The following is a 23743-nucleotide window of genomic DNA, read 5'->3' on the forward strand; positions in this document are numbered from 1 at the left end:
GCCGCCCGCGGTGGCGCCGGGCGACACGCCGGCCGAGGCCAGGCCGGAGGCGGCGCCGCGCCTGGGCATGCGGCGCTACAAGGTCAACCTGCCGCCGCCGGCGGTGTTTGAAATGTCGCTGGACCGGGTGGACCCGGACGGCACCAAATGGACGGGCTCCGCGACGATGACGTGGCATACTGACGGCAGCCACTATCAGGTATCGGTGCAGGCGGGTTTGAGCCTGCTGATCACGCGCCTGAATTTGCTGACGTCGCGCAGCGAGGGCGAGATCGATGATTACGGCATCGCCCCGCTCAAGTTGACGGAGAAGCGCGCGCGCCGCGCCGAAACCGCGACCCACTTCAACCGCGACGCCGGCACCATCACGTTTTCGGCGTCGGAAGCGAGCTTCCCGCTGATGGTAGGGGCGCAGGACCAGGTCACGGTGCCGTTCCAGCTGGGCGGCATCGGCCGGGCCGACGTCAACCAGTTTGGCAGCGATATCGATATCCAGGTCGCCGATTCCAAAGACGCCACCATCAACCGCTTCCAGCTGGTGGGCGAAGAAGAACTGGATACCAAAACCGGCAAGATCGTGACTTGGCATTTGAGCCGGCCGGCGAAACCCGGCTCGTATTCGTCCAGGCTGGAAATCTGGCTGGCGCCGGGCGTCAACTGGTATCCGATGCAGATTCGCGTAACCGAGGGCAACGGCGCTGTGAACACGCAGACCGTTTCCGACATCAAGATGACACAGGCAGGTAAATAGTATGAAAAAGATCACGACCCTTTGCGCCGCGCTGTTGCTGGCATACCTGGCGCCTGCCGCGCAGGCAGCAGAAACCAGCGGCGAACACCCGAGCGTCAAGCGCCCGACCAGCATGCCGCCGTCGGCGGACCTGAGCTACAACCTGAAGGTCAGGCAGAGCGGCCTGGCGCTGAACGGCACCGCCACCGTGCAGTGGCGCGCCGGCGACGGCAAATACTCGATCAGCACCGAGAGCCGCGCCGCCATCTTCGGCAAGGTGGTCGAGAACCGCAGCGAAGGCGGCATCGACGATTACGGCCTGGCGCCGGTCAGCTTCTACGAGAAGCGCATGCGCAAGGAGCCGTACACCACCAGTTTCAAGCGCGACGCCAAGGCTATTGCATTTACTGAAAGCGACGTCACCTATCCGATACTCGGGGGCGAGCAGGATCGCAGCAGCGCGCAATGGCAGCTGGCCGCGCTGGGCCGCGCCGCGCCGGACAAATTCAAAGCCGGCAGCGAATGGCACATGTTCGTGGCCGGCCGCCGCGACGCCGAGCAGTGGAGCTTCAAGGTGGTCGGCACCGAAAACGTGCAGACCGGCGCCGGCGACGTCAGCGCGGTCCACCTGGTGAAGGCGCCGCCGCCGGATGCCAAGGGCCAGCAGGTCGACCTGTGGCTGGCGCCGTCGATGGACTGGTATCCGGTGCGGGTGCGCTTTAACGACAATGATGGCGACTTCGTCGACCAGACTCTGGAAAAGGTCGTGAAGAAGTAGGCTCCTGCTATACTGACGCCCCCGCGACAATGAGGTTTATTTGTAAAAAATACAATGGCGGGGTGCACAGAATGGCAAAGAATGATCGAACCTACAACTAGTGAAGCCGCATCGGACCCGCAAGTGCAAGACAGCTTGCAGGCCCACTTCCAGCCGCACATTTCCGCCGACGAGATTGAGCAGGTCTACCACCTGAAACGCGCGCAGCCGCTGCTGCAGGTGTTTACGGCGCTGTTCCATGGCGGTTTCGATGGCGTGCTGGTGCGCCTGCTGGTGCTGCGCGAGCTGGCCGCCGATACCGCGTCCACCAGCTTCACCCGCGCCGACATCAACACCCGCCTGGCCTACCTGCTGCCCGAATCGCTGGAGACGGTGCTGATGCGCCTGCGCACCAACCAGCTGCTGGCGTGGGACGCGCAACAGGGCGTGTACCGCGTGACGCCGATGGCGCGCAATGTGCTGTCGGCCATCGACGCCTTGCTCGCCCTGGGCAAGGAAGAAGACGACAACGCCGAAATGGGCTTCCTGCTGTCGCAGGTGGCCGGCGCCCAGGTGATGGGCGGCGTCACCGTCGACCAGCTGAACCATCTGCTGGGCCGCCTGATGGAGCTGACCGAGGAATTCTCGGACGCGATTGCGTCGGGGTCCGAATTCCGCCTGCGCGCCTCGCAGGCCAAGTGGCACATGGCGTGCGACTGGGTGGAGAAGGGCTCGGAGATCCTGCGCGCCATCCTCACTGACGAAAACGCCGACAGCGCCACCCACAAAGCCGCGCAGGCCATCGGCCGCGCGCAATCGGCGCTGCTGAACATGCAGGGCATGTTCTCGCGCGCCCTCAACCAGATCGAGCGCCAGCGGGTGCACCTGGGCCAGTCCGGCCTGTCCACCACCGACATCAAGCGCTGGCTGCTGCTGCATGACGACCTGGCCTCGCTGGCCATCGACGCCATCGACCAGCCGGTGGTCCCGCTGTTCATCACGCCCGCAGAAATGATCGACGTAGCAGAAACTGAATTAATGGCCGACCGTATCAACACCACCGTATCCAACGGCCTTCCGTCCGGCGAGGACGCTCCGACCACCGTCAGCGACGGTCCCGCCATGCAGCAGGAGCTGGACGACTGGCTGGCGCGCCTGTCCGACTTTGCGGCGCTGGGCAATTTCCCCAGCATCGCCGAAGAGTCGCCGAAAGCCATCCAGGCGCACGAGTCGCTGCTGCCGGCGTCGTTCGCCGTGGCCTCCTACCGCGCCTCGCTGCTGCCGCTGCTGGGCGACGCCGACGAGGCCCGCCTGCAAGGGGCCACGGCGGCGCTGGCGCGCCTGCCGGTGACGTTCTCGCCCCAAGATGAAATGGTCCAGCTGCCCGACCTGGAAGTTGCAGCGATTTCCCTTGCCTCCCTCTCACTGTCTTTGAATCCGGAAGGCGACAAGTCTGATGAATGACGATTCCCAAATCCTGATCGCGCGCCTGCTGTCGCACCAGACCCTGCGCCGCGACGATAAACTGGTCAAGCGCGTGCTGTCGGATGAACAGTTCCGCAAAGAGGTCGACGGCCGCCTGCTGGCGGTCGGCCTCAAGCTGCTCGACAACGTGTATGCCGACCATGTGACGCTGGCCCTGCACCGCAATATGGAGCCGAAGATTTTCGGCGCCAAGGATGTCTGGCAAAACAATAACTTCGGCTTGTCGCGCGATGGCGTGGCGTTGCTGGTGGTGCTGTGGGCGCAGATCATCCTGCCCAAGCGCGAACGTCAGGAGACCCACCAGCACGCGGAAGATGACCAGAACGATATGTTCGGCACCGAGAAGCCGCTGCCGCGCGCGGAAGACACCTCGATCGGCATCGCCTACAAGGCGCTGCTGGCCGACTTTGGCGATAAGCTGGGCAAGAAGACGCGCCTGGACATGAACCTCGGCATCCTGTCGAAGCTGGGCTTCATCGAACGCCGCGGCGACGTCATCGTCGAAGGCCCGCTGCTGGACCTGCTGATGGATACCGACGTGCTGAAAGAGCGCATCGTCAACGGCGCGCTGGCCGACGTGTTCAAACGTTCGCCGCCGCAGATCATTCCGGTGCCGCGCAGCGCGCCACCGATCGAGATCGAGACCGCCGACGACATCATCGAAGAAGAGATTCTTCCCGCCTTCGAAGCGCCGCCGCCTCCTCCCGCGCCGCTTGCGCCGATCGAAGACGACACTCCAGCCAAGGACTAAGCATGTTTCATATCAAATCGCTAGAACTGGTCCACTGGGATTACTGGCAACGCATCAAGAACATCCCGCTGGACGCCAAGATCATCACCATCGCGGGCCAGAACGGTTCCGGCAAGACCACCTTGCTGGATGCACTGCGCACGCTGTTCGGCCTTGACTGTTCGATGGGCCGCACCTATAAGCACTACGCGCGCCACAGCGGCCAGCAGACCGCCTGGCTGCGCGCCGTGGTGGACAACAAGCCGATGGGCCGCCAGCTGTCCAACCGTCCGTTCCGCAGCTCCGGCTTCTTCAGCGACGACGAAGTCACGCTGTTCTGCCAGATCCAGAAAAACGGCGGCGACTGGAAGCGCCAGTACCTTATGCGTCCCGGTAATGTGCAGATCGAAGACATCGGCGAGCCAGGCAGCGACTGGCTCGGCGTGGAAAACTACCGCAAGCGCCTGGCCGCAGCGGGCCTGTCGCCGGCCATGGCCAAAGTGCTGGCGCTTGAGCAGGGCGAAACCGACAAGCTGTGCGAATACGCACCGCGCCAGTTGCTGGACCTGGTGTTCCAGGTGTTCGGCGACAAGGAAGTGCTGGACGCCTACGATGAAGCCAAGCGTCACCAGCGCGACACCGAGACGGAGCTGAAACGCTTCGAAGCGGAGCTGGAAGCTTCCCGCACCAACCTGGAAGGCCTGCGCCTGCGCGTGGCCAATTACCACCAGTGGGAAGACCTGAACAAGGAACGCCGCAACCTGCAAGAGGAAGTGCTGCCGTCGCTGGAGTATCACGAAGCGCGCGAGAAACACGCTAACCTGAGCCGCCAGCTGCGCGAAGCGCGCAAGCCGCTGCTGCAGGCCGACTCGCAGCTGGCCGACAAGCGCAACCTGCTGGCCGCGCAAGCCAAGGCGCTGTCGGATGCGCAAAGCCACGAGACGGTGCTGGAGCAGGAATCGACCTCGCTGCAAACCCGCCTGACGCACATCAACGGCAAACTGAAGCCGCTGGAAAGCCTGCTGGAACAGAAGGCGCGCCTGGAAAAGCTGGCGTCGGACTCCGGTTCGGACCTGGCCGAAGTGGCCAAGACGCTGCAAGAGAAAGAGATCGAACTGGCGCGCCAGCGCACCGCGCGCGATGCGGTAGCGTCGAAGATCGCCGGCGAACTGTCGACCATCTCGGCGCTGCAAGGCAAGACCGCGATGCCGGAGCCGGAAGTGCAGCGCACCATGCGCCGCGCGCTGAACGACGCCGGCATCAGCCACGTCATGCTTTCGGACATCGTCGAGGTGACCGATCCCAAGTGGCAGGGCGCGATCGAAGGCGTGTTGGGTGGCTATGCCTCCGTGGTGCTGCTGGATAAATCGTCCGACGCCGCCGCCGCGTATCGCCTGGCGGAGAAGGAACGCTATCGCCACTTTATCGTGCCGGACCTGGTGCATGCGCCGGTGGTGAACGACGACACGCTGATGTCGGTGGTGAAGTTCTCGGCCAAGGTGCCGGCATGGCTGGTGGAACAGCTCTCGCGCATTACCCGTGTGGACAGTGTGGACATCGGCGCAAAGCTGGGCAGCCATGAAGAGTGGATCACGCCGGACGCATACCACCGCGAACGCCGCGGCGGCCGCTCGCTGTTCGTGGAAGTGTCGCGTTACCGCTTCGGCTCCGCCGGCCGCACGCAGCGTATGGAAGCGATCCAGAAATCGCTGCCGGCGCTGGAGGCGCAGGAAGATCAGCTGACGCTGCAAGTGTCCAAGCTGGCGACTGAAATCAGTTCGCTGAAAACCCGCCTGGCCGGCGTGGACGCGGCCAAGGAACTGGCTGCGCGCGCCGAGGAATTCGATGAAGCGGCGCGCAACGCCGTGCCGCTGCGCGCCGAGCGCAGCGAAGTCGGTGCGCGTCTGGGTGAACTGCAAAACCTGATCAAGACCGCCGTGGTCACGCGCACCCGCGCCGACACCACCTGGCAGAACGCGCGCTTCGCCCTGTCGGAGTCGGAAGCCGGCATGCGCCTGAATCACAAGCGCGTGCTGGAGCAGCGCACCGAACACGCCAAGGCGCTGCTGGTGCTGCGCAAGGCCTGGCGCCATCTGCCGCAAGCCTGGCGTCGTCCCGCGCGCCGCGCCGCGCTGGTCAAGGAACACCAGAACGCGCACCAGGTCAACCTGCGGGTGCACAGTCTGGAATCCAGCCTGGCGCGCAGCGACTGGGAGCTCGATGCCACCGTCATCGACCAGTACCAGCGCCTCAACGACCAGCTGCATTCGCGACAGTCGGAAACCGAGGAGCGCCGCTACCAGAACAACCGCGCGATCGAGGCCACCGGCAATGCGCGCGGCGCCTACATCGAGCGGTTGCGCTACACCGTCAAGACCTATGCGGCCAACATCAAGGAGCTGGGCCAGCTGGCCGGCATCGAGGTGAGCGCCGATCCGGTGCGACTGGAAAACGACGACGTGCAGCTGGCGCAGGCCGGCCTGCATGTACGCTTCAAGTTTGACGGCAAGGGCGTGATCGGCATGAACGACGGTGAAGCGTCGGGCGGCCAGCAGGTGATGAAATCGCTGGTGCTACTGATTGGCTTGCTGAAATCGGAAGAGGGCTCCGGCGGCTTCGTGTTCATCGACGAACCGTTTGCCCACCTGGATATCCGCAACATCCAGCTGGTCGGCGAGTTCCTGAAGAACACCGACGCCCAGTACCTGATGACCACCCCGCTGACGCACAACACCGACGTCTATGATCCTTCGGAACTGACGCTCATCACGAGCAAGAAGAAAAAGGATACCGAGTGGGCGCAGCCGATCTTTGTGCTGCAACGCCGTAAGGAGGAAGCAGCGAAAGCCGCTTGACCGGGAAGGAACGTTGTTTCAGAAGGGCCGCCATGTCGCGGCCCTTTGTTTTATTTGATGTCGAAGATGTCGATCGGGCGTGGCACCGGCTTTTGCGCGCGGCGCCATTCCACCAGCCGCCATGCATACAGGCCGTAGAAGCCACCCAGCAGGCCAAACAACCAGGCCGTGAGCGGATTGCCCAGGAAGTCGGGATCGAGCGGCAGGCCATTGTGCATATGCAGATAGGCCTCAAATAAGCGGTAGATCAATCGGCTGATGAACAGCATAATGACCAGCAGGGCGAGTTTGCGGTTCTGCGTGTAGAAAAAGCCGTCGGGGCGATTTTCCAGACGGCTCAACTTCATGTTGCGCTGGCCGAGGAAGGCGCCGACCAGCGCGCCGGCCAGCAGTGCCGCCATGGCGATCCAGTTGCCGAAGATTTGCACCGCGACCGCCAGCAGCATCACGACCATGACGGCCAGCGTGGCGTAATGGCGCCACAGTTCGGACTTGGTGCGGCCCAGGACGATCTTGAGACGTGAATAAATACGCCATACCGCCAGCGGCACCAGCAGCAGCAATACGATTGTGGTCATTTCCATAATCTGTCCGAATTCGAAAATCTGAAAAACTGTGATTGTACGGCACGGATCGGCAATCAAGGCTAGCATACGCAAACTGGACTGAAAGGACGCCCATGAACAAACCGTTATCCGTGCTGCCGCTGAATCTGGGGTTGATGGCCGCTTCGCCGCAGGCAGGTGCTCAGGAGGGGGCGCAGTCCGGGGGCTATCGTTTGCCGCCTGCTGCCTTGCAAGCCATTGTCGATGCCGCGCGTTCGCCCGGCCTCAGTCTCAGTCCCCGACGCGACATCGTCGCCGTGGTGCAAACGCCGCCGCTGCCCGGCATCGCCGAAGTGGCGCAGCCGGAGTTGAAGCTGGCCGGCCTGCGGATTAATCCGCGCACCTGTGCTTCGTCCCGGTTTTCGTTCGGCACCGATCTGGCCTTGCTGGATGTGGCCACGCGCAAGGAGCGCCGTATTCGCGGGCTGCCGCGCGGCTTGCGCGTGTCGGACCTGAGCTGGTCGCCGGACCAGCGCCACCTGGCGTTCACCCATGTATCGCTGAAGGGCGAACGCGGCGCGGTGGAGCTGTGGGTGGTGGATCTGGCCGAAGGCAAGGCGCGCAAGCTGTCGCCGCAGCCTTTGTCGGCGGTGCTCACGCGCGGCTTCAACTGGCTGCCGGACAGCAGCGGGCTGCTGGTGCATTGGCGTCCGGCCGGCGTGGGCAAGGCGCCAGTGGGCAACGGCATTCCGTCCGGGCCGATCGAGCAGGACTCGACCTCGGACGGCCATGTGCGCCAGCTGCGCACCTATCAGGATCTGCTGAAGAGCGAGGACGATGCGCGCCTGTTCGAGTATTACGTCACGGTGCAGATGGCGATCATCGACTTGCATGGCAAGACGCGGCTGGTCGGTGCGCCGGGCCAGTTCTCGCGCACCTCGCTGTCTCCGAGCGGCGAGTACATTCTGACACAGAGCATCATGCGGCCGTATTCGTACATCGTGCCGGTGTCCAGTTTCGGCGAGCGGATCGAAGTGCGCGACTTGCATGGCGATGTGGTGCACACGGTGGCCAATCTGCCGCTGGAAGAGGGGCTGCCGCCGGGGAACGACGCGGTGTCCGATGGCGTGCGGCATGTGTCGTGGCGCGCCGATGCGCCGGCCAGCCTGGCGTGGGCCGAGGCGCAGGATGGCGGCGATCCGGCGCGCGAGGTGGTGGATGGCATCCGCGACCTGGTGCTGTTGCAGGCAGCGCCGTTCCGCGAGCCGCCCAAGGTGCTGGCGCGGCTGACCATGCGCTACGCCGGCATCGCCTGGGGACGCGACGATGTGGCGCTGGTAAATGAGCGCTGGCACAAGACGCGCGACTACAAGCAGTGGATGATCGAGCCGGCGCATTTGTCCACACCGCCGGAGCTGATTTATTCCGGCTCCTACGAGGACCGCTACAACAGTCCCGGCTCGCCGGTCATGCGCGCCGATGCGAATGGCTTCCCGCGTTTGCTGATCGGTCCCGGCACCACGGTGCTGCTGGACGGCGCCGGCGCCACGCCGGAAGGCGACCGGCCGTTCCTCGATCGTCTGAGCCTGACCACGCGCCACAAGGAGCGCCTGTTCCAGAGCGCCGCGCCGTATTTTGAGAATGTGGCAGCGGTGCTGAATGACGACGGCACGCTGCTGCTCACCGCACGCGAATCGCCAACCGAGCGGCCGAATTATTATCTGCGCGACCTGACCAAGCCGGAAGGCGAGCAACTGACGTCGCTGACCAGCTATCCGCATCCGACGCCGCAGCTGAAGGATGTGTACAAGGAGCAGATCCGCTACGCGCGCGCCGATGGCGTGGAGCTGACCGCGACGCTGATGCTGCCGCCGGAGTACGACGCGGCGCGCGACGGTCCGCTGCCGATGCTGATGTGGGCCTATCCGCAGGAGTTCAAGTCGGCCGGCGCTGCCAGCCAGACTACCGGTTCGCCGTACCGCTTCAATGCGGTCAGCTACTGGGGGCCGGCGGCTTTCCTGGCGATGGGCTATGCGGTGCTGGATAATCCGTCGTTCCCGATTGTGGGCAGTGGCGACGAGGAGCCGAACGATACCTACTTGCCGCAACTGGTGGCGTCGGCCGAAGCGGCGGTGGAGGAAGTGGTGCGGCGCGGCGTGGCGGACCGGCACCGGATTGCGGTCGGCGGCCATTCATATGGCGCCTTCATGACCGGTAACCTGCTGGCGCATACGCGCCTGTTCCGCGCCGGGATCGCGCGCAGCGGCGCGTATAACCGCACCTTGACGCCGTTCGGTTTTCAGTCGGAGGAAAGGCCGTACTGGCAGGTACCGGCGGTGTATCAGGCCATGTCGCCGTTTAACAGCGCCGACAAGATCAAGGATGCGATGTTGTTGATTCACGGCGCGGAGGACAGCAATTCCGGCACTTTCCCGATCCAGAGCGAGCGCATGTTCCAGGCCATCAAAGGCCTGGGCGGCACGGCGCGGCTGGTGATGCTGCCAAACGAATCGCACGCCTACCGCGCGCGCGAATCGATCCTGCACATGCTGTACGAAACCAATGCCTGGCTGGAGAAATACGTTAAAAACGCAACGGCGTAGAATGGGGCGGATATTCTTTTGCCAGGAGTGACAACCATGAAATTATTCCACCGCGCCCCCGATCCCGTACCAGTGGACGATCCTGCGCCGCCGCATGCTCCGCATCCGGTGCCGCAGGACGATCCCGTCCCCGACCACAATCCTACTTAGTCAAACGCCCAGGTGTACAGCACGTCCAGCGCGTTGTTGGTGCCAGTCTGGAATTGCAGCGTGATGCGCGGGTTGAGTTTGTATTTGAGCTTGACCAGGCTGGTCGCCGTGCTCGCACCCTGTTCAAAACTCAGGTAGGCGCGCGACGAGATGCGCTTGCCGACGGTGACCACGGTGTTCTGCAAGCCGGTCGCCGCGCCGGCCGACGTGCTGCCGGCCGCCTGACCCACACCCAGTTCATCCACGCCCAGCGACTTGGCCAGCTTGCCCTGGCCGGCGCCGCCGAACAGCGCGCCGGCGGCCGTGCCGAGCAGCGCCATGTCGTTGCCCTGCGTGCTGTCGATGCCGTGGCCCAGCACCAGCCATGCCAGCTTGTCGCTGTCCGATACCGACGGCGTGGAGACCAGCTTGGCCTGCGGCGCCAGCGCCGTGCCGCGCACTTCCACGCCGGCTTCCACATTGGTCTCGCTCAGCGCTTCGCCTTCCGGCCCACGGCGCACGGCGAGGATGTTGAGGCCCGGATTGTCGTACGCGCCGGTGAAGTTGATGACGCCACGATCGATCACCAGTTTTTGTCCATACGCCGCATACGTGCCGTTGGCCACGCGAATGCTGCCGGTGACACGCGGCGGCCGGCGATCCGCCACGCGGATGCGCAGCGATCCGGCCAGCTGCGCCTCCAGCCCTTTGCCTTTGAGATTGAAGTCGTCGCCGAGGTCCGCTTCGACGTCAATATTCAGCGGCAAGCCTTGTTCCTTCTTGACTGGCGCCGCGCCCTTGCCGACGATGACCACGTCGTCGCTCAGCGTTGGCGTGTCGGCGCCGGCCAGTTCGATGTTGGCGCGGTCGGCGCGGAATTTGCCGTCCAGCTGGAAGCGCCTGGCGTCGCGCGTCAGGTTGCTGGTGCCACTGACCACCAGAATGCGGTCGGGACGCGACAGCACTTCCAGTTTGTCTGCGGTCAGTTTGAGCTGCATGGTGGCTTCGTTGGCGGCGTAGCGTATCCAGCCATCCGCCTGCGCGCGGCCCTGGTTACCGTCGAAGGCTAATTTTTGCAGTTGCAGCTGGTCGCCGGTCAGGCGCGCCTGCAATTGGCCGTTGCGCAGCTTGATGCCTTGATCGAGCCAGTTAACTACCAGCTTGTCGCCGGTGATGTCGCCGCTCAGCTGCGGCGCGCCGAGGGTGCCGCTGCCGTTGATGCCCATCTTGAAGGTGCCGTCGATTTCCAGGCCCGGCTGGCCGGCCAGTGGCGCCAGCCAGGCGAGGGAGCCCATATTGGCGCTGCCGGCGAGGGTGAAGATGCTGTCGTCGGCCAGGCGGCCTTCGCGCAGTTGGGCGCTGCCATCCAGCCTGGCCTGGCCGGCGCGGGTACCGTCAACGTTGAGCTGCACGCGCAGCGTGCCGTCATTGACATCGGCACGGGCATCCAGCGTGCGCAGGCCGAGCGCCTGCGGCAGGTCGGCGCCGATGATGGTCAGGTCGCCCTGTTCGCGGTAGACGTGGACCATGCCGGCCAGCGTGCGGCTGCTCGCTTGCAGGTCCAGGCCCCATTCGGCGCCGATGGTCATGTTGCTGCGGACGTTGTCGCGCCAGGCGTCGGACAGCTGCGCGAGATAGTTGACCGGCACGCCGGCCGCCTGGCCTTTGCTGTGCCATGTGTTGCCGGCCTTCTCCAGGTTATCGATGCGGATGGTGCCGGCAGGGAGTTTGATGGTGGCGCCGGTCAGCGCGATCTGTTCCGGCTTGAGCAGGCCGGCGACGCCGGTTTCTGCCGGCGCGGTGAGTTTCAGCGGCGCCGGTGCCGCCAGCGTGAGGGCGAAGCGGCCTTTGTTTTGCAGGGTGTCGATGGCGCCGGTCCAGGTGTCGTTGGCCCAGCTGCCTTTGACGCGCAGGGCGGCGTCGAAGTCCGGGTTGGCCGCGCTCAGCTGGATGAGGTGGGCGGAGCGCGTGCCGCTGGTTTGCAGCCGCACCTTGTCGAGCGAGATGGCGGGCGAGACGTAGCGGGTGATTTCGATGTCGCTGACCAGCGGCACGTCGGCCATGGCCTCTGCCGCCGCCGTGCCGCGTGTCGCGTTGGCCCGCGCCGCGCCCGCCGTCGTACCGCGCGCCGGCACGCCAGCGCGAGCCGCATTGCCAGCGGCGCTGCCGTTGCCTGCTATAAGGCTGCTGCCGCTGGCCATCGCAATCGTGTTGCCCAGCGTGGCGCTGCCGCGAATGCTGCCGACTTGCTGCTGGCCGGGCGCGCGCAGGTTGCTGCCGTCCAGCGTGAGCGCCAGCGCCGGCCGCGCGGCGGTGCCGGACAGCGTGCCGTTTGCATGCAGCACGCCGCCGAACTGCGGCCCGAGCGAGCCAAGTTGCGGCGCATCGAGCTTCCACTCCAGCTTATCGAGCGCGCTGCCAAAGCTGCCCTTGGCCTGCAAGCTGTTGGTCGCCAGATGCAAATCGATATCCGCGTTGCTCACGCTGCCCTTGGACGCCGTCAGCCTGGCATAGCCGGACAACGGCGCATTGGCAAACGTCGATGGCTGCAAGGTCAGGTTCACACCCGCGCGCCAGTCGCTGGACAGGCGCGCATCGCCGCTGAACGTCGCGTTGACGGAGCCCGCCTGCGCCGCGCCAAACGACAGCGGATTCAAACGCTGCACGGTGCCGGTCAGTTTCAACTCCGGTGTGCCTTTGACCACCGCCACGTCGCCGGCCGCGTGTAGCAGGCTGTCGCTTGGCCGCTTGACCGAGGCCGACGCCAGGGCCAGACCTTTGGCATCCGCTTCAAAGCTGCTGCGCGGCGCATCCATGCTGCCGGTGACCACGCCGCTGGCGGTGATGGCGCCCAGCAGATCGCTGCTTACCGCAGACAACTGGCGCGCGTCGATCTTCCATTTCAACTGCTCGCCCGGTGCGCCGAAATTGCCGCTGACGTCTGCCGTGTTCTGCGCCATTGCCAGATGCGCGTCAACACCGCTGATGTGTTTAGCGTCCGCATTCAGTTTGCCGTTACCGGTCAGCGTCTGGCCCATCAACTTGCTGGCCCTGATCTGGAATGCGGCCGCCACTTGCCATGCCGGCGACAGCTCGCCTTTGGCGTTGATGTCGGCATTGAGGTCGGCGATCGGGTAGCCGGTGCCAAGGGCGGACGGGTCGAAGTGGTCGGCGGTCAGCCTGGCGCTGAACGGTTGTTTGTCTTTCAGGCTGGCCTGGCCGGTGGCGCTGATACTGCCTTTCTTCGCTTGCAGGCGGACTTGATGCACTTGCAGCAGGGCGTCGGCCAGCGAGGCTTGCAGGTCCAGGCGCATGCCTTTGTCGGCCAGATTGGCGGTCAGCGCCTGCTTTTTCGGTGTGCTGGTGAGGGCGATGTCGCCGGCGATGGCGGTTTGCTTGATGCTGGTGTGGATGTCTTTCAGGTCGAAGCGGTCGGTGTGCAGCTTGAAGTTGGCAGCGTCGATGCCGGCGTCCGGCCCGCTGCGGTCCACTTTGCCGCCGCCGGTGAATTTGCCGGCAGCGCCGAGGTCCAGCAGCACGTTGTCCAGCAGGGAGGAAGTCAGGGTGCCGTCCAGGCGGCCGCTGAAGGCTTGCAGCGGCAGGCCTTTCTGATCCAGCGGCGCGGCCTTGCCCTGGTTGAGCAGGGCGAATTGGCCGGAAAGTTTTTGGTCCTTGGCGATGGCGGCGGTCAGTTTCAGGCTGAATTTCGCTTCCGGCCATTCGGCGTTGAAGCCGGCGGGATCGAGATCGCGGCCGGTCAGGTCGATGGCGCGCAGGATGATGGGATCGAACGGCGCCAAGGCCAGCGCCGCCTCGCCGCCCGCGCCGTTGGCCGCGCCTTGTACCTTCAACTGGAGCAGCGTCAGATCGCCGCTGGCCTGCACCGCCAGCTTCGCGCCGCCAGCCGGCATGCCGCCCGTTGCGGCCGCGCCATTCGCCGCCGTCGTGCCGCCGGCGCCTGCCGCAACCGCCGACGTTGTCCTTGCGGCCGGCGCTGATCCGGCGTAAACCAGCGTCGCCTTGCCTTGCAGTGCGAACGGCCTGGCGCCGGCGATGGTTGCATCGGCCTTGATGTCGCCGAACGCCGTGTGCGCGGAAGCGTTTTGCAGCCGCCATGACTGCTTGTCGCCCTCCAGCTGGAAGCGCAGGTTGTCGATCACATTGCTGCCGGTGTCGCTGCTCAGCGTCAGCTTGTCGAGCCGCCCATCCGAGATACTCAGCTTGATCGGCGACGCCAAAGTTTCCGGCATCGTCGAGGGATCGGAAGGCCCGCTACTTTGTACGACAAGGCTGCGCGCATGCAGCTCACTGATCGTCAGCCCTTCCGAAAAATACTGCAACGGCGACCAGTTGATATCAATTTGCTCCGCCGTCACCACGCTGCCTTTGCTGCGGTACACCAGCTTGTCGATATGCATGCGGTGGTATAGCGAGCCGCTCACGCCGGTCACCGTAATCTGCCCGCCGCTGGCGGCGGAAATCCGCTGCACCAGTTGCTGCAAGGTCGACTCGCGTCCCAGCAGCCAGAACGCGCCAACCAGCAGCAGCACCAGCACGCCGAAGCCGATCGCCACGCGGCGCGGCCAGCGGCGTGGCTTGGCAGCCGGCGTAGCGTGGTCTTGAGAAGGGTTGTCTTGGTCAGCCATCAGAAAGTGAATCCCAGCGAGAAGTGCAAACGATATTTATGAACCGCGTGTCCATACGCGACATCGACGTTGATCGGCCCCACGGGACTCTTCCAGCGCGCACCGACGCCATAGCCGGACTTTGGATGCAGGGCGCTGAGCGTATCGCCCGCGTTACCCGCATCGTAGAACACCGCCGCGCCATACTGAGGCTTGAACCAGTATTGATACTCCGCGCTGGCCGTGGCCAGGTAACGGCCACCGGTCACCGCGCCGTCCAGCGGCACGCCCAGCTCCTGATAGCCGTAGCCGCGCACAGATTGGTCGCCGCCGGCGCGGAACTGATACACCGCCGGCACGCCGGTCTTGTCGCGCGAACCCAGCGCACCCAGCTCGCCACGGAAGATCGCATTGGTGTTCACGCTCAGCGGCATGTACAACACGCCGCGCGCGTAGCCGCGCACAAACGCTTCGTCGGTCAGGATCGGCAGCAGCGCGCCGCCGACCTGGGCGTTGAGCGCATAGCCTTTGGTCGGGAACAGCAGGTTGTCCAGCTTGCGCCAGGTGACGCCATACGTCAGCGGCAAACTCTTGCTCTGGCTCGACGGGATGCCGCCAATGGTTTTGGTCTCGGTCAGCAGTTCCAGCGTCAGCGACCGTTCCAGCAGCGGCGTACCCCAGGTGCGCTTGCCGGCGATGCTGGAGACGCTGGTCACCTCGCCCGAAATGTCGCTGCGCTCAAACGAGGCGCCGATGCTGTCGTTATAGCCTTCCGGCGTGACCGGGAAGTAGAAATTGGTGGTGGCGGTCTGCTTCTTGGTCTCCAGCGTCAGCGCGCTTTTCATGCGCAGGCCGAAGATCGCCAGATCGTCGTAGGTCAGCGAGGTGCGGTTGCCGGTGTTGGTCGAATAACCGATACCGGCGCTGACGTTCTTGCGTTTATTCTCCACCACCCGCACCAGCAGCGGCAATGGCGCCATGGCGGCGCTGGCGTTCTGCTCCGGCGTCATGGCGGCGGCGTCGAGCTGTTCGGTCAGGACGGCGCTGGTGTCGGCGCTGACTTCCACGCTGGCGAAATAGCCGGTGTCCTGCAAGCGCGATTGATACGATTGCAGCGCCGCTTCGCTGTAATAGTCGCCGGGATGGATCTGATTCAGATTGCGCACCACCTTGTCCGGATAGCGCTTCAGGCCTTCGATGCGCAATTCGCCGAAGCGCAGTTCCGGTCCGCTGTCGATTGCCACCCGCAGGTTGGCCTGGTGCGACTCCGGGTCCACCGTGGCCTGGCTCTCCACCAGTTGCGCGCGCGGGTAGCGGGTCTGCACCACGGAACGCAAAATCGCCCGCTTGGCCGATTCCCATTCGTCCTGGCGGAACACCATGCCTTTTTTCAGTGGCCAGCTGGCCTTCAGCGAATTGACGTCGAACTGTTTCTCGGCCGGCTGGTCGGGATTGGGGACGAAACCTTGCAGGCTCAGATCGACCTCGCCCACGCGCACCGGTTCGCCCGGCACCACCTTGACCTGCACCACCGGCGTGCCGGCCGCTTCGCGGTCCATGGTGGCGCTGACCACCGGCGAATAGTAACCATCGGTTGCTACCAGCGTGCGGATCTGTTCCGGCGCCACCCGCACCAGCCGTTGCAGCTGTTCGCGGTCGATGCGGTCGTTGCCGCGAAAACGCACCAGGTCCAGATTATGTTCGAGCAGGTCGCGCACGTCGCTGGGGGCGTCGATGCGGACCTCGTATTTCAGGCCTTCGGCCGCCTGCGCCGCCACGGACAGCAGGGCGGCGCCGAGGCAGGCAGACCCTTTTGCCACAACTTGTGCCAAAATTCGTGATCCTGTCCGTTTTTTTGCTGGCGATGCCGGTAACATGAGACTCCATGAAGGTGTACGCCAAGATTGGCGTCTATGCGCATGTTACCGGATTGCCCTGAAAGATGGCGTACTTATAAGATTGCTTCATCTGGAAAGAACTATGCTGCCTACCGATTCCGCCCTGGTCCTGTTTAGCGGAGGTCAAGACTCCACCACCTGTCTGGCCTGGGCCCTGAAACACTACGCCCGCGTTGAAACCATCGGTTTCGACTACGGCCAGCGCCACGCCGTCGAGCTGACGGTGCGTCCAACGCTGCTGCAAAGCCTGCGCCGACAGTCCGCCGACTGGAACGCCAGGCTGGGCGAAGACCATATGATCGACCTGTCGCTGATCTCGGCCATTTCGCAAACCGCGATGACCCACGATATCGCCATTGAAACCCAGGCCAACGGCCTGCCGAACACCTTTGTCCCCGGCCGCAACCTGCTGTTCATGACCGTGGCCGCCACCGTGGCGTATCGCCGCGGCCTGACGGTGCTGGTGGGCGGCATGTGCGAGACCGACTTCTCCGGCTATCCGGACTGCCGCGACGACACCATGAAGGCGCTGCAGGTGGCGCTCAACCTCGGCATGGACACCCGCATCAAGCTGGAAACGCCGCTGATGTGGCGCGATAAAAAGCAGACCTGGGAACTGGCCCAGGAACTGGGCGGCCGGGCGCTGGTGGACCTGATCCGTGAAGGCACCCACACCTGCTACCTGGGGGAGCGCGGCGCGCTGCACGATTGGGGATACGGCTGCGGCACCTGCCCGGCGTGTGCCTTGCGCGCCCGTGGCTATCACCAGTTCGTGGGCGCCGAGGTGTAAATGCGGGCCGACGCCCAGGCAAGGCTGCACCGACTGCTGCAGGGACTGCTCTCGCCGAGCGTCCTGCCTGCGCTGGTGCTGAGCGGTTGCCTGGTCGTGACGGCCGTGCTATCGCATGGCGCGCTGGCCGATGCCGAGCAGGATGCGCAGGCCGACTTCGACGGCCGCGTGCGGGAGCTGGTCAATAATCTGGACCAGCACATGCAAACCTATGTGCAGGCGCTGTATGGCGTGCAAGGGCTGTTCGCCAGTTCGCAGGATGTCGACCGCGAAGAATTTCGCACCTATCTCTCCGGCCAGGACCTGAACCGTCACTTCCCCGGCGTGCACGGTGTTGGCTACATGCGGCTGGTCGGGCCGCGACAGCGCGAGGCGCATGAGGCGCTGGTGCGGCGCCAGGGCTTTCCCGATTACCGCATTTTCCCGGCGGGTGAGCGCGACTGGTACGCGCCGATTGTGTACCTGGAGCCGTTCAACGACAGCAACCGCCACGCCTTCGGCTACGACGCCGGGTCGGAGCCGCACCGCCGCACCGCGCTGGAACAGGCGCGCGATTCCGGCCAGCCGGCCATGAGCGCCAAGATCCGGCTGGTGCAGGAAGTGGGCGCGCCGGCGCAGTCGGGCTTTCTGGTGGTGCTGCCGGTGTATAACCATCCGCAGCCGATCGCCACCCTGGCGCAGCGCCGCAGCGCCATCAGCGGCTGGGTGTTTGCGCCGTTCCGCGTCGGCGATCTGATGGCGGGACTGGGCGGCCCGCGCGCCGCCGCGCTGGATGTGGAAATCTACGACGGCGGCGTCATTACGCCCGAGGTGCTGATGTACGACAGCGTGCCGCAAGCGCACGACACGGCGCGCGTCACGCGCCAGCAGATCAGTATCGCCAACCACCGCTGGACGCTGCGCATCGCCACGCTGCCCGGCGGCGGTACGGCGCGCACCGACAAGGCCGAGGTGATCGGCGCGCTGGGCGTGGCGCTCAGCACCCTGTTGGCCTGCCTGACCTGGTTGCTGGCGCGCGGCCGCGTGCACGCCCGCGCAGGCATGCGGCGCAGCCGCGCGCTGGCCGAGGAGTTGAAGGAGGGGCAGGTCACACTGATGGTGCTGGCTGACAGCGCGCAACGCAGCCAGGCCATGTTGCGCAGCATTCTGGACTCCACCATCGACGGCATTTTGGTCGACAACCTGAAAGGCGCGGTGCTCAACTCCAACCGCCGCTTCCGCGAATTGTGGAACGTGCCGGAACACCTGGACTGGCAGAACGACGGCGCGGTGCTGATGGCGCATATGTGCAGCCAGCTGCGCCACCCGGAATGCGGCCTGCGGCTGGACGAGCCGGAGCAACTGACGCTGCCCGGCGTGCAGCGCGGCGCCGGACTGGAAGAGGAACACGAAGTGCTGCACCTGAAGGACGGCCGCGTGATCGAGAAGTATACGCGCGGCCTGCAACTGGGCAGCGAGCCGGCGCGCATCTGGTCATTCCGCGACATCACCGAGCGCACCCAGATCGAACGCCGTGAACAGACCCGCCGCCATGTGCTGGAACTGCTGGCCACCGGCGCGCCGCTGCAAACCATCCTGGAAAGCGTGGTGCTGGGCGTGGAGGCGGACAACGAGGACATGATGTGCAGCATCCTGCAGCTGGACGACAGCGGTGAGCATCTGCTGGTCGGCGCCGCCCCCAGCCTGCCCGGCTTCTACAACGCCGCCATCCACGGCATGGCGATCCGCGACGGCATCGGCGTCTGCGGGCTGGCGGTACGCACGCGCAGCCGGGTGATCGTCGAAGACATCCGCCTGGCGCCGTCGTGGGGCGAGTACCGCGACCTGGCCTTGCAGGCGCATTTAGGTTCGTGCTGGTCCGATCCCATCATCAGCACCAGCGGCGCGGTACTGGGCACGTTTGCGATTTACCACCGCGAGGCGCGCCTGCCCAGCCTGGCCAATATCGCGCTGATCGAGCAAGGTGCGCGGCTGGCCGGCATCGCCATCGAACAGGCGCAGGCGGCGGAAGCCTTGCGCATCGGCGAGGCGCGCTTCCGCAGCCTGTACGACCACGCGCCGGTGGCGCTGTGGGAGCAGGACTGGTCGGCGGTGCGCGGCGCGCTGGCCGAGCTGGAACTGTCGGGTATCGAGGATCTGGCCGCCTATTTGCAGGCCAATCCCAGCCAGTTGCGGCGGCTGGCGTCGCTGGTGCGCATCCTCGACGTCAACGCGGCCGCGCTGGAACAGGTGGCGGCGCCGCCGGGCCGCAAGGACATCGGCGCGCTGACGCTGGCGCAGAATTTCGACGCCGCCGCCATGCCGAATTTTGCCGGCGCCGTGACCGCGCTGGCGCAGGGCCAGCACTTCTTCGCCTGCGAGGGCAGCTTCGAGCGGCTGGACGGCGTGGCGCGCCTGAACGAACTGACGCTGCTGGTGATGCCGGGCCATACGCACAGCCTCGACTTCGTGATTGTCTCGACGCTGGACATCACCGAGCGGCGCCGCATGGACGACGAGCTGCGCGTGCTGGCCACCACCGATTTCCTGACCGGCCTGCCGAACCGGCGCGAATTCATGGGCCGCCTGCAGGAAGAGGAAGGCCGGCTGCAACGCGACATCGGCGCCAGCGCGGCGGTGCTGTTACTGGACATCGACCACTTCAAGCGCATCAACGATGAATACGGCCACGCGGCCGGCGACGCCGTGCTGCGGCAACTGGCCGATCTGATGTGCGAAGGCCAGCGCAAAATCGATATGCTGGGGCGGATTGGCGGCGAGGAGTTTGCGCTGTTGTTGCCGGGGACCGAGCTGACGGCAGCGACGGTGTTTGCCGAGCGGCTAAGGCAGCGGGTGGAACAGACGCCGATGCGGCTCGATGACGGCGTGACGCTGAACATCACGGTCAGTATCGGTATTGCTGCGATGGATGAGAAAGCGCCGGGAGGGGATCAGGCCTTGATCCGTGCCGACCAGGCTTTGTACCGGGCCAAGCGGGCTGGACGTAATCGGGTAGAGCAGATGGATGGTGAGGCGGATCGGCCGGGGCATCAGGTCCCGGCCGCTTCCGGTTTAAACTTGGACTAACACGCAGCCTTCAATCAGATCGCTTGTTGCATGGTCGCCAGGCGGCGCTGTTTGCGTGGCCGGCTGACCAGCAGCCAGTACAGGCCGAGCGGCACCAGCAGCGGCAGCAGCAGCGGCGACACACAGGCCACCACGATCACCGCCGCCAACGCCACTCCCACCACCGCCATGATGCCGAGACCGGCAAACAGCAGGCACAGGAAGATCGCCACGCAGGTCATGATCAGGCCGGCCAGCAGCAGACCGGCGCCGCCGAAGAACACCCCCAGTACCGCGCCCAGCGGACCATCGATCTCGTCGCCATCGATGTTGACATGCATGCCGTCACCAAACATCGATTGGCAGGCCGCAACGGCCAGCAGGAAGATCACGGCGGCGAAGATCAGTTTTTTAGCGTTGGTGTTCATGGCGTACCTCATCTGTTGATGTTGTTCAGTGCCGTTTGGCATGGTTGAACTGTACCGGCGCCGCCCCGCGCCGGCCATCGGATTGCGACAGACCGGCGAATTGACGGGATGGAACGCGTGAGCGGGGCGCCGAGCGGTCGGTTAACTGGAATTGCGCCTTGATTTAAAGATATGTTGGTCTAAACTGAACCTCTCACTTGCACAAGGAGGGCAGAAACATGGCTTGGCTAGCAATGAGCGAAGGGCAATCGATCCCTTCCGCAACCCGATGCACACGGCGCCAGCGTAGCGCCCCGCGTTTGTCCGGCGGAGGCCCGAAAGGCCCGCCATCGGCTCCCCCCACGATACCGCCGATTATCATCAACCCGTTCAGCTACCACATGCCGGAACCGGCCATCGATCCGCGCATCGCGCCGCCGAAGCCGCCGATCACCGAACGGGCGCCTTGCATCACTTGTTAAGCTTGTCGTTTGCACATCTGAACGGCCCGCCTCGGCGGGCCTTTCCTATTGTTGTATCATTCGGCCCCCATCTCTTTTCGCCGAGCCCGACCATGCCTAATGATTTCCCCGATTCCGACGACGACGCCCTGGTACAGCAAGACCGCCTGTGGCAAGGCAATGGCTGGACCGCGCGCGTGATCAAGAACGACGATGACGACGGCTGGGCGGTGGCGATGATCAAGGACGGCGAGCCGGAACCGGCGCTGGTCGGTCCGTGGACCATGGGCCGCGACAAGAAAAATCCCAAGCCGCTGGACGTCAACGCCTTCAACACGCTGGTCAAGACCGCCAACGAGGTGATCCGCCGCCACGAGCAGCAATTGCATGCCCAGTTGCACAAGAACGTGTTCGTCAACACCGACGACGGCCAGTTCAAGGTGTGCCTGGACATCACCCCGGACGAGGACGATCCGTACGCCACGCTGACCGCCTTCGACCAGTACGGCGAAGAGCTGGCGCGGGTGCGCGTCGCCCCGACTTTCAAGCTCAGCGTTGCCAGCGCGACAGGCTGGATCGAAAACGGCTACAAAAAGCCCTGATCGGCGCCGATGGCGCTGGCCCGGAGCAGGCACTCCTGCTAGTATTTCCTATGTGCATGTACCCAACATAGGAAACCTGATGGAAAGTCGTCTTACCCGGCTGGAAGCCGTTCAAACCATGCTGCTGGAAATCGGACAAAAGTCCAGCAGCTGCACCGATATCAGTGAATTCCTGCAGGCGGTCCATGCGGCGCTGGGCCGCATCATGTATGCGGCCAACTTCTTCGTGGCGCTCAGCGACCACGAGGGGCCGGCCAACCAGGTGCGCTTCGTCTATTTTGTCGACGAGGTCGACGAGGCGCCCAGCCGCGACGAGCTGTTCGAGCTGGTGCCGGGCGAGTCGCCGACGGCGGCGGTGATCCTGAGCCGCGAGCCGATCGTGATGACGGCGGCCGAGCACGTCTCCAAGCGCCAGGACAACGCCGGCTTCGGCATCGGCACCATCGCCGAGCACTGGATGGGCAGCCCGCTGCTGGACCAGAACCACCAGGTGCTGGGCGCGGTGGTGATCCAGAGCTACGACAAGCAACACACCTTCAACGAGGAAGACCAGGCGCTGTTCAAGCTGATCGCCAACCATGTCTCCAGCGCCTTGCAGGGCTTGCAAAGCATGGACCGGCTGGAACGCGCGGTGCAGGAGCGCACGGTGCAGATGCAGCACGAGGTGGCCGAGCGCCGCCGCGCGGAAAACATCCAGCGCGCGCTGTATGAGCTGGCCAACCTGTCGGCCACCGCCACCGGTGGCAGCCGTCTCAACCATCAGTTGCATGAAATCATCAGCCAGCTGGTGCCGGCCAAGAATTTCCTGATGGCGCTGTATCACCCGGACACGCAGGAAATCAGCATTCCGTATTTTGTCGATGAAAAGGATGAGCATGCGCCGGTCAAGCGCTTTGACTATGGCGTCGGCATGTCCTCGTACATCCTGCAGCGCAAGCAGGCGATGCTGCTGGACCGCACCGGCTTCCAGGCGCTGGTCGATAGCGGCGAGATGGAGCATCCGCTCGGCAATGTCGAGATCTCCAGCTGGATGGGCGCGCCGATGCTGCTGGGCGACCAGGCCTATGGCGTGATCATCGTCCAGAGCTACGACGACAAGGTGCAGTACACCCAGAACGACCTCGACATTCTGGCCTTCATGGCCAGCCACGTCGCGGTGGCGATTGCCCGCATGCAGGCCGACCGCCAGATCCGCCACGCCAAGGAAACGCTGGAGCAGCAGAACGCCGCGCTCGAAAACGCGCTGACCTCGCTGAAGGATGCGCAGGGCGAACTGGTGCGCCAGGAGAAGCTGGCTTCGCTGGGCCGCCTGGTGGCCGGGGTGGCGCACGAGATCAACACGCCGCTTGGCATCTGCGTCACCGCCACCAGCCATCTGGTGGAAGAGCTGAAGCTGACCCGCGAGGACATGGCCAACGGCGTGCTGGATGAAGACGGCCTGAACCAGTTCTTCGACATCATCGACCAGTCGCTGAAAATCATGACCACCAACACCCAGCGGGCGGCGGCGCTGGTGCGCAGCTTCAAGCAGGTGGCGGTGGACCAGTCGTCGGACGATATCCGCAGCTTCAACCTGCGCAAGTACCTGGACGAGGTGCTGCTGTCCCTGCAGCCCAAGCTGAAGGGCAAGCCGATCCAGATCGAGATCAATTGCGACGAGCAGATCAACATGGCCAGCTTCCCCGGCGCGATTTCGCAGATCGTCACCAATATGGTGGTCAATTCGCTGGTGCACGGTTTTGAAGAAGGGCAGGCGGGCAAGATCAAGATCACCGGCAAGGTGGAGGGTGACAACGTCGAGTTCGACTACAGCGATGATGGCGTCGGCATGGACAGCGCCACGCTGGCGCAGCTGTTCGACCCGTTCTTCACCACCAAGCGCGGCTCCGGCGGCAGCGGCCTTGGCGCGCATATCCTGTACAACCTGGTGACCGGCGCGCTGGGCGGCACAGTCAAAGTCGTCAGCGCACCGGGCATGGGGCTGCACTACAAGTTGCGCTTCCCGAAGGTCAAGCGCAAGTGACGGTTTAACGAAACGGCTGTTCTTGTCGCCTTTGTAACTTGAACAGCCCTTTGTGAGA

General features: G+C 64.7%; 14 protein-coding genes. 10 read left to right on the forward strand and 4 right to left on the reverse strand.

Features of this window, described 5'->3' with window-relative positions; genetic code table 11:
* The 5 genes from GTP55_RS19170 to GTP55_RS19190 all read left to right on the forward strand — a co-directional run.
* On the forward strand, positions 1 to 751 hold a 751-nt coding region (locus GTP55_RS19170; RefSeq protein WP_161046466.1), incomplete at its 5' end, for a DUF3108 domain-containing protein.
* 1 nt (position 752) lies between these two features.
* On the forward strand, positions 753 to 1508 hold the full coding sequence (locus GTP55_RS19175) for a DUF3108 domain-containing protein (RefSeq protein WP_161046467.1): 756 nt from the start codon (positions 753 to 755) through the stop codon (positions 1506 to 1508).
* An 81-nt stretch (positions 1509 to 1589) separates the two neighbouring features.
* Positions 1590 to 2951 (forward strand): hypothetical protein, encoded by a 1362-nt coding sequence (locus GTP55_RS19180; protein ID WP_161046468.1) that lies wholly within the window; start codon positions 1590 to 1592, stop codon positions 2949 to 2951.
* Entirely contained in the window at positions 2944 to 3723 is a 780-nt protein-coding gene (locus GTP55_RS19185; RefSeq protein WP_229258055.1) for a hypothetical protein, read from the forward strand. Before GTP55_RS19180 ends, GTP55_RS19185 begins: the two co-directional genes overlap by 8 nt.
* Before the next feature lie 2 nt (positions 3724 to 3725).
* A complete protein-coding gene (locus tag GTP55_RS19190; protein ID WP_161046469.1) occupies positions 3726 to 6557 on the forward strand; it encodes an ATP-binding protein in 2832 nt (943 codons plus the stop codon).
* Positions 6558 to 6607: 50 nt separating this feature from the next.
* Here GTP55_RS19190 and GTP55_RS19195 read toward each other — a convergent pair whose 3' ends face one another.
* Positions 6608 to 7135, reverse strand: coding sequence for a CcdC protein domain-containing protein (locus GTP55_RS19195; protein ID WP_229258056.1), 528 nt, complete (start codon positions 7133 to 7135; stop codon positions 6608 to 6610).
* Positions 7136 to 7236: 101 nt separating this feature from the next.
* On the opposite strand from GTP55_RS19195, the gene GTP55_RS19200 reads away from it, so the two are divergent.
* On the forward strand, positions 7237 to 9705 hold the full coding sequence (locus GTP55_RS19200; protein ID WP_161046471.1) for a S9 family peptidase: 2469 nt from the start codon (positions 7237 to 7239) through the stop codon (positions 9703 to 9705).
* Positions 9706 to 9851: 146 nt separating this feature from the next.
* On the opposite strand, the gene GTP55_RS19205 is transcribed toward GTP55_RS19200, so the two are convergent.
* Together GTP55_RS19205 and GTP55_RS19210 are read right to left on the reverse strand one after the other, a co-directional pair.
* The gene (locus GTP55_RS19205; protein ID WP_161046472.1) at positions 9852 to 14480 is read right to left on the reverse strand and encodes a translocation/assembly module TamB domain-containing protein; all 4629 of its coding nucleotides are present in this window, start codon (positions 14478 to 14480) and stop codon (positions 9852 to 9854) included.
* Entirely contained in the window at positions 14480 to 16336 is a 1857-nt protein-coding gene (locus GTP55_RS19210; protein WP_161046473.1) for an autotransporter assembly complex protein TamA, read from the reverse strand. Before GTP55_RS19210 ends, GTP55_RS19205 begins: the two co-directional genes overlap by 1 nt.
* 103 nt (positions 16337 to 16439) lie before the next feature.
* Here GTP55_RS19210 and queC point away from each other — a divergent pair, with 103 nt between their 5' ends.
* A complete protein-coding gene (gene queC, locus GTP55_RS19215; RefSeq protein ID WP_161046474.1) occupies positions 16440 to 17147 on the forward strand; it encodes a 7-cyano-7-deazaguanine synthase QueC in 708 nt (235 codons plus the stop codon).
* Positions 17148 to 20213: a CHASE domain-containing protein gene (locus GTP55_RS19220; protein ID WP_161046475.1), complete on the forward strand. Its 3066-nt coding sequence runs from the start codon at positions 17148 to 17150 to the stop codon at positions 20211 to 20213. It abuts the gene before it with no gap.
* Between the two features lie 14 nt (positions 20214 to 20227).
* Here the strand turns inward: GTP55_RS19220 and GTP55_RS19225 are convergent, their stop codons facing one another.
* A complete protein-coding gene (locus tag GTP55_RS19225; RefSeq protein ID WP_161046476.1) occupies positions 20228 to 20620 on the reverse strand; it encodes a hypothetical protein in 393 nt (130 codons plus the stop codon).
* Between the two features lie 553 nt (positions 20621 to 21173).
* Between GTP55_RS19225 and GTP55_RS19230 the strand changes: the two genes are divergently transcribed.
* Positions 21174 to 21662: a hypothetical protein gene (locus GTP55_RS19230; RefSeq protein WP_161046477.1), complete on the forward strand. Its 489-nt coding sequence runs from the start codon at positions 21174 to 21176 to the stop codon at positions 21660 to 21662.
* Between the two features lie 79 nt (positions 21663 to 21741).
* On the forward strand, positions 21742 to 23685 hold the full coding sequence (locus GTP55_RS19235; protein WP_161046478.1) for a GAF domain-containing sensor histidine kinase: 1944 nt from the start codon (positions 21742 to 21744) through the stop codon (positions 23683 to 23685).
* Positions 23686 to 23743: the final 58 nt, after the last annotated feature.

Origin of the sequence: Duganella margarita (genome assembly GCF_009857535.1) — a bacterium.
Classification (GTDB): domain Bacteria; phylum Pseudomonadota; class Gammaproteobacteria; order Burkholderiales; family Burkholderiaceae_D; genus Rugamonas; species Rugamonas margarita.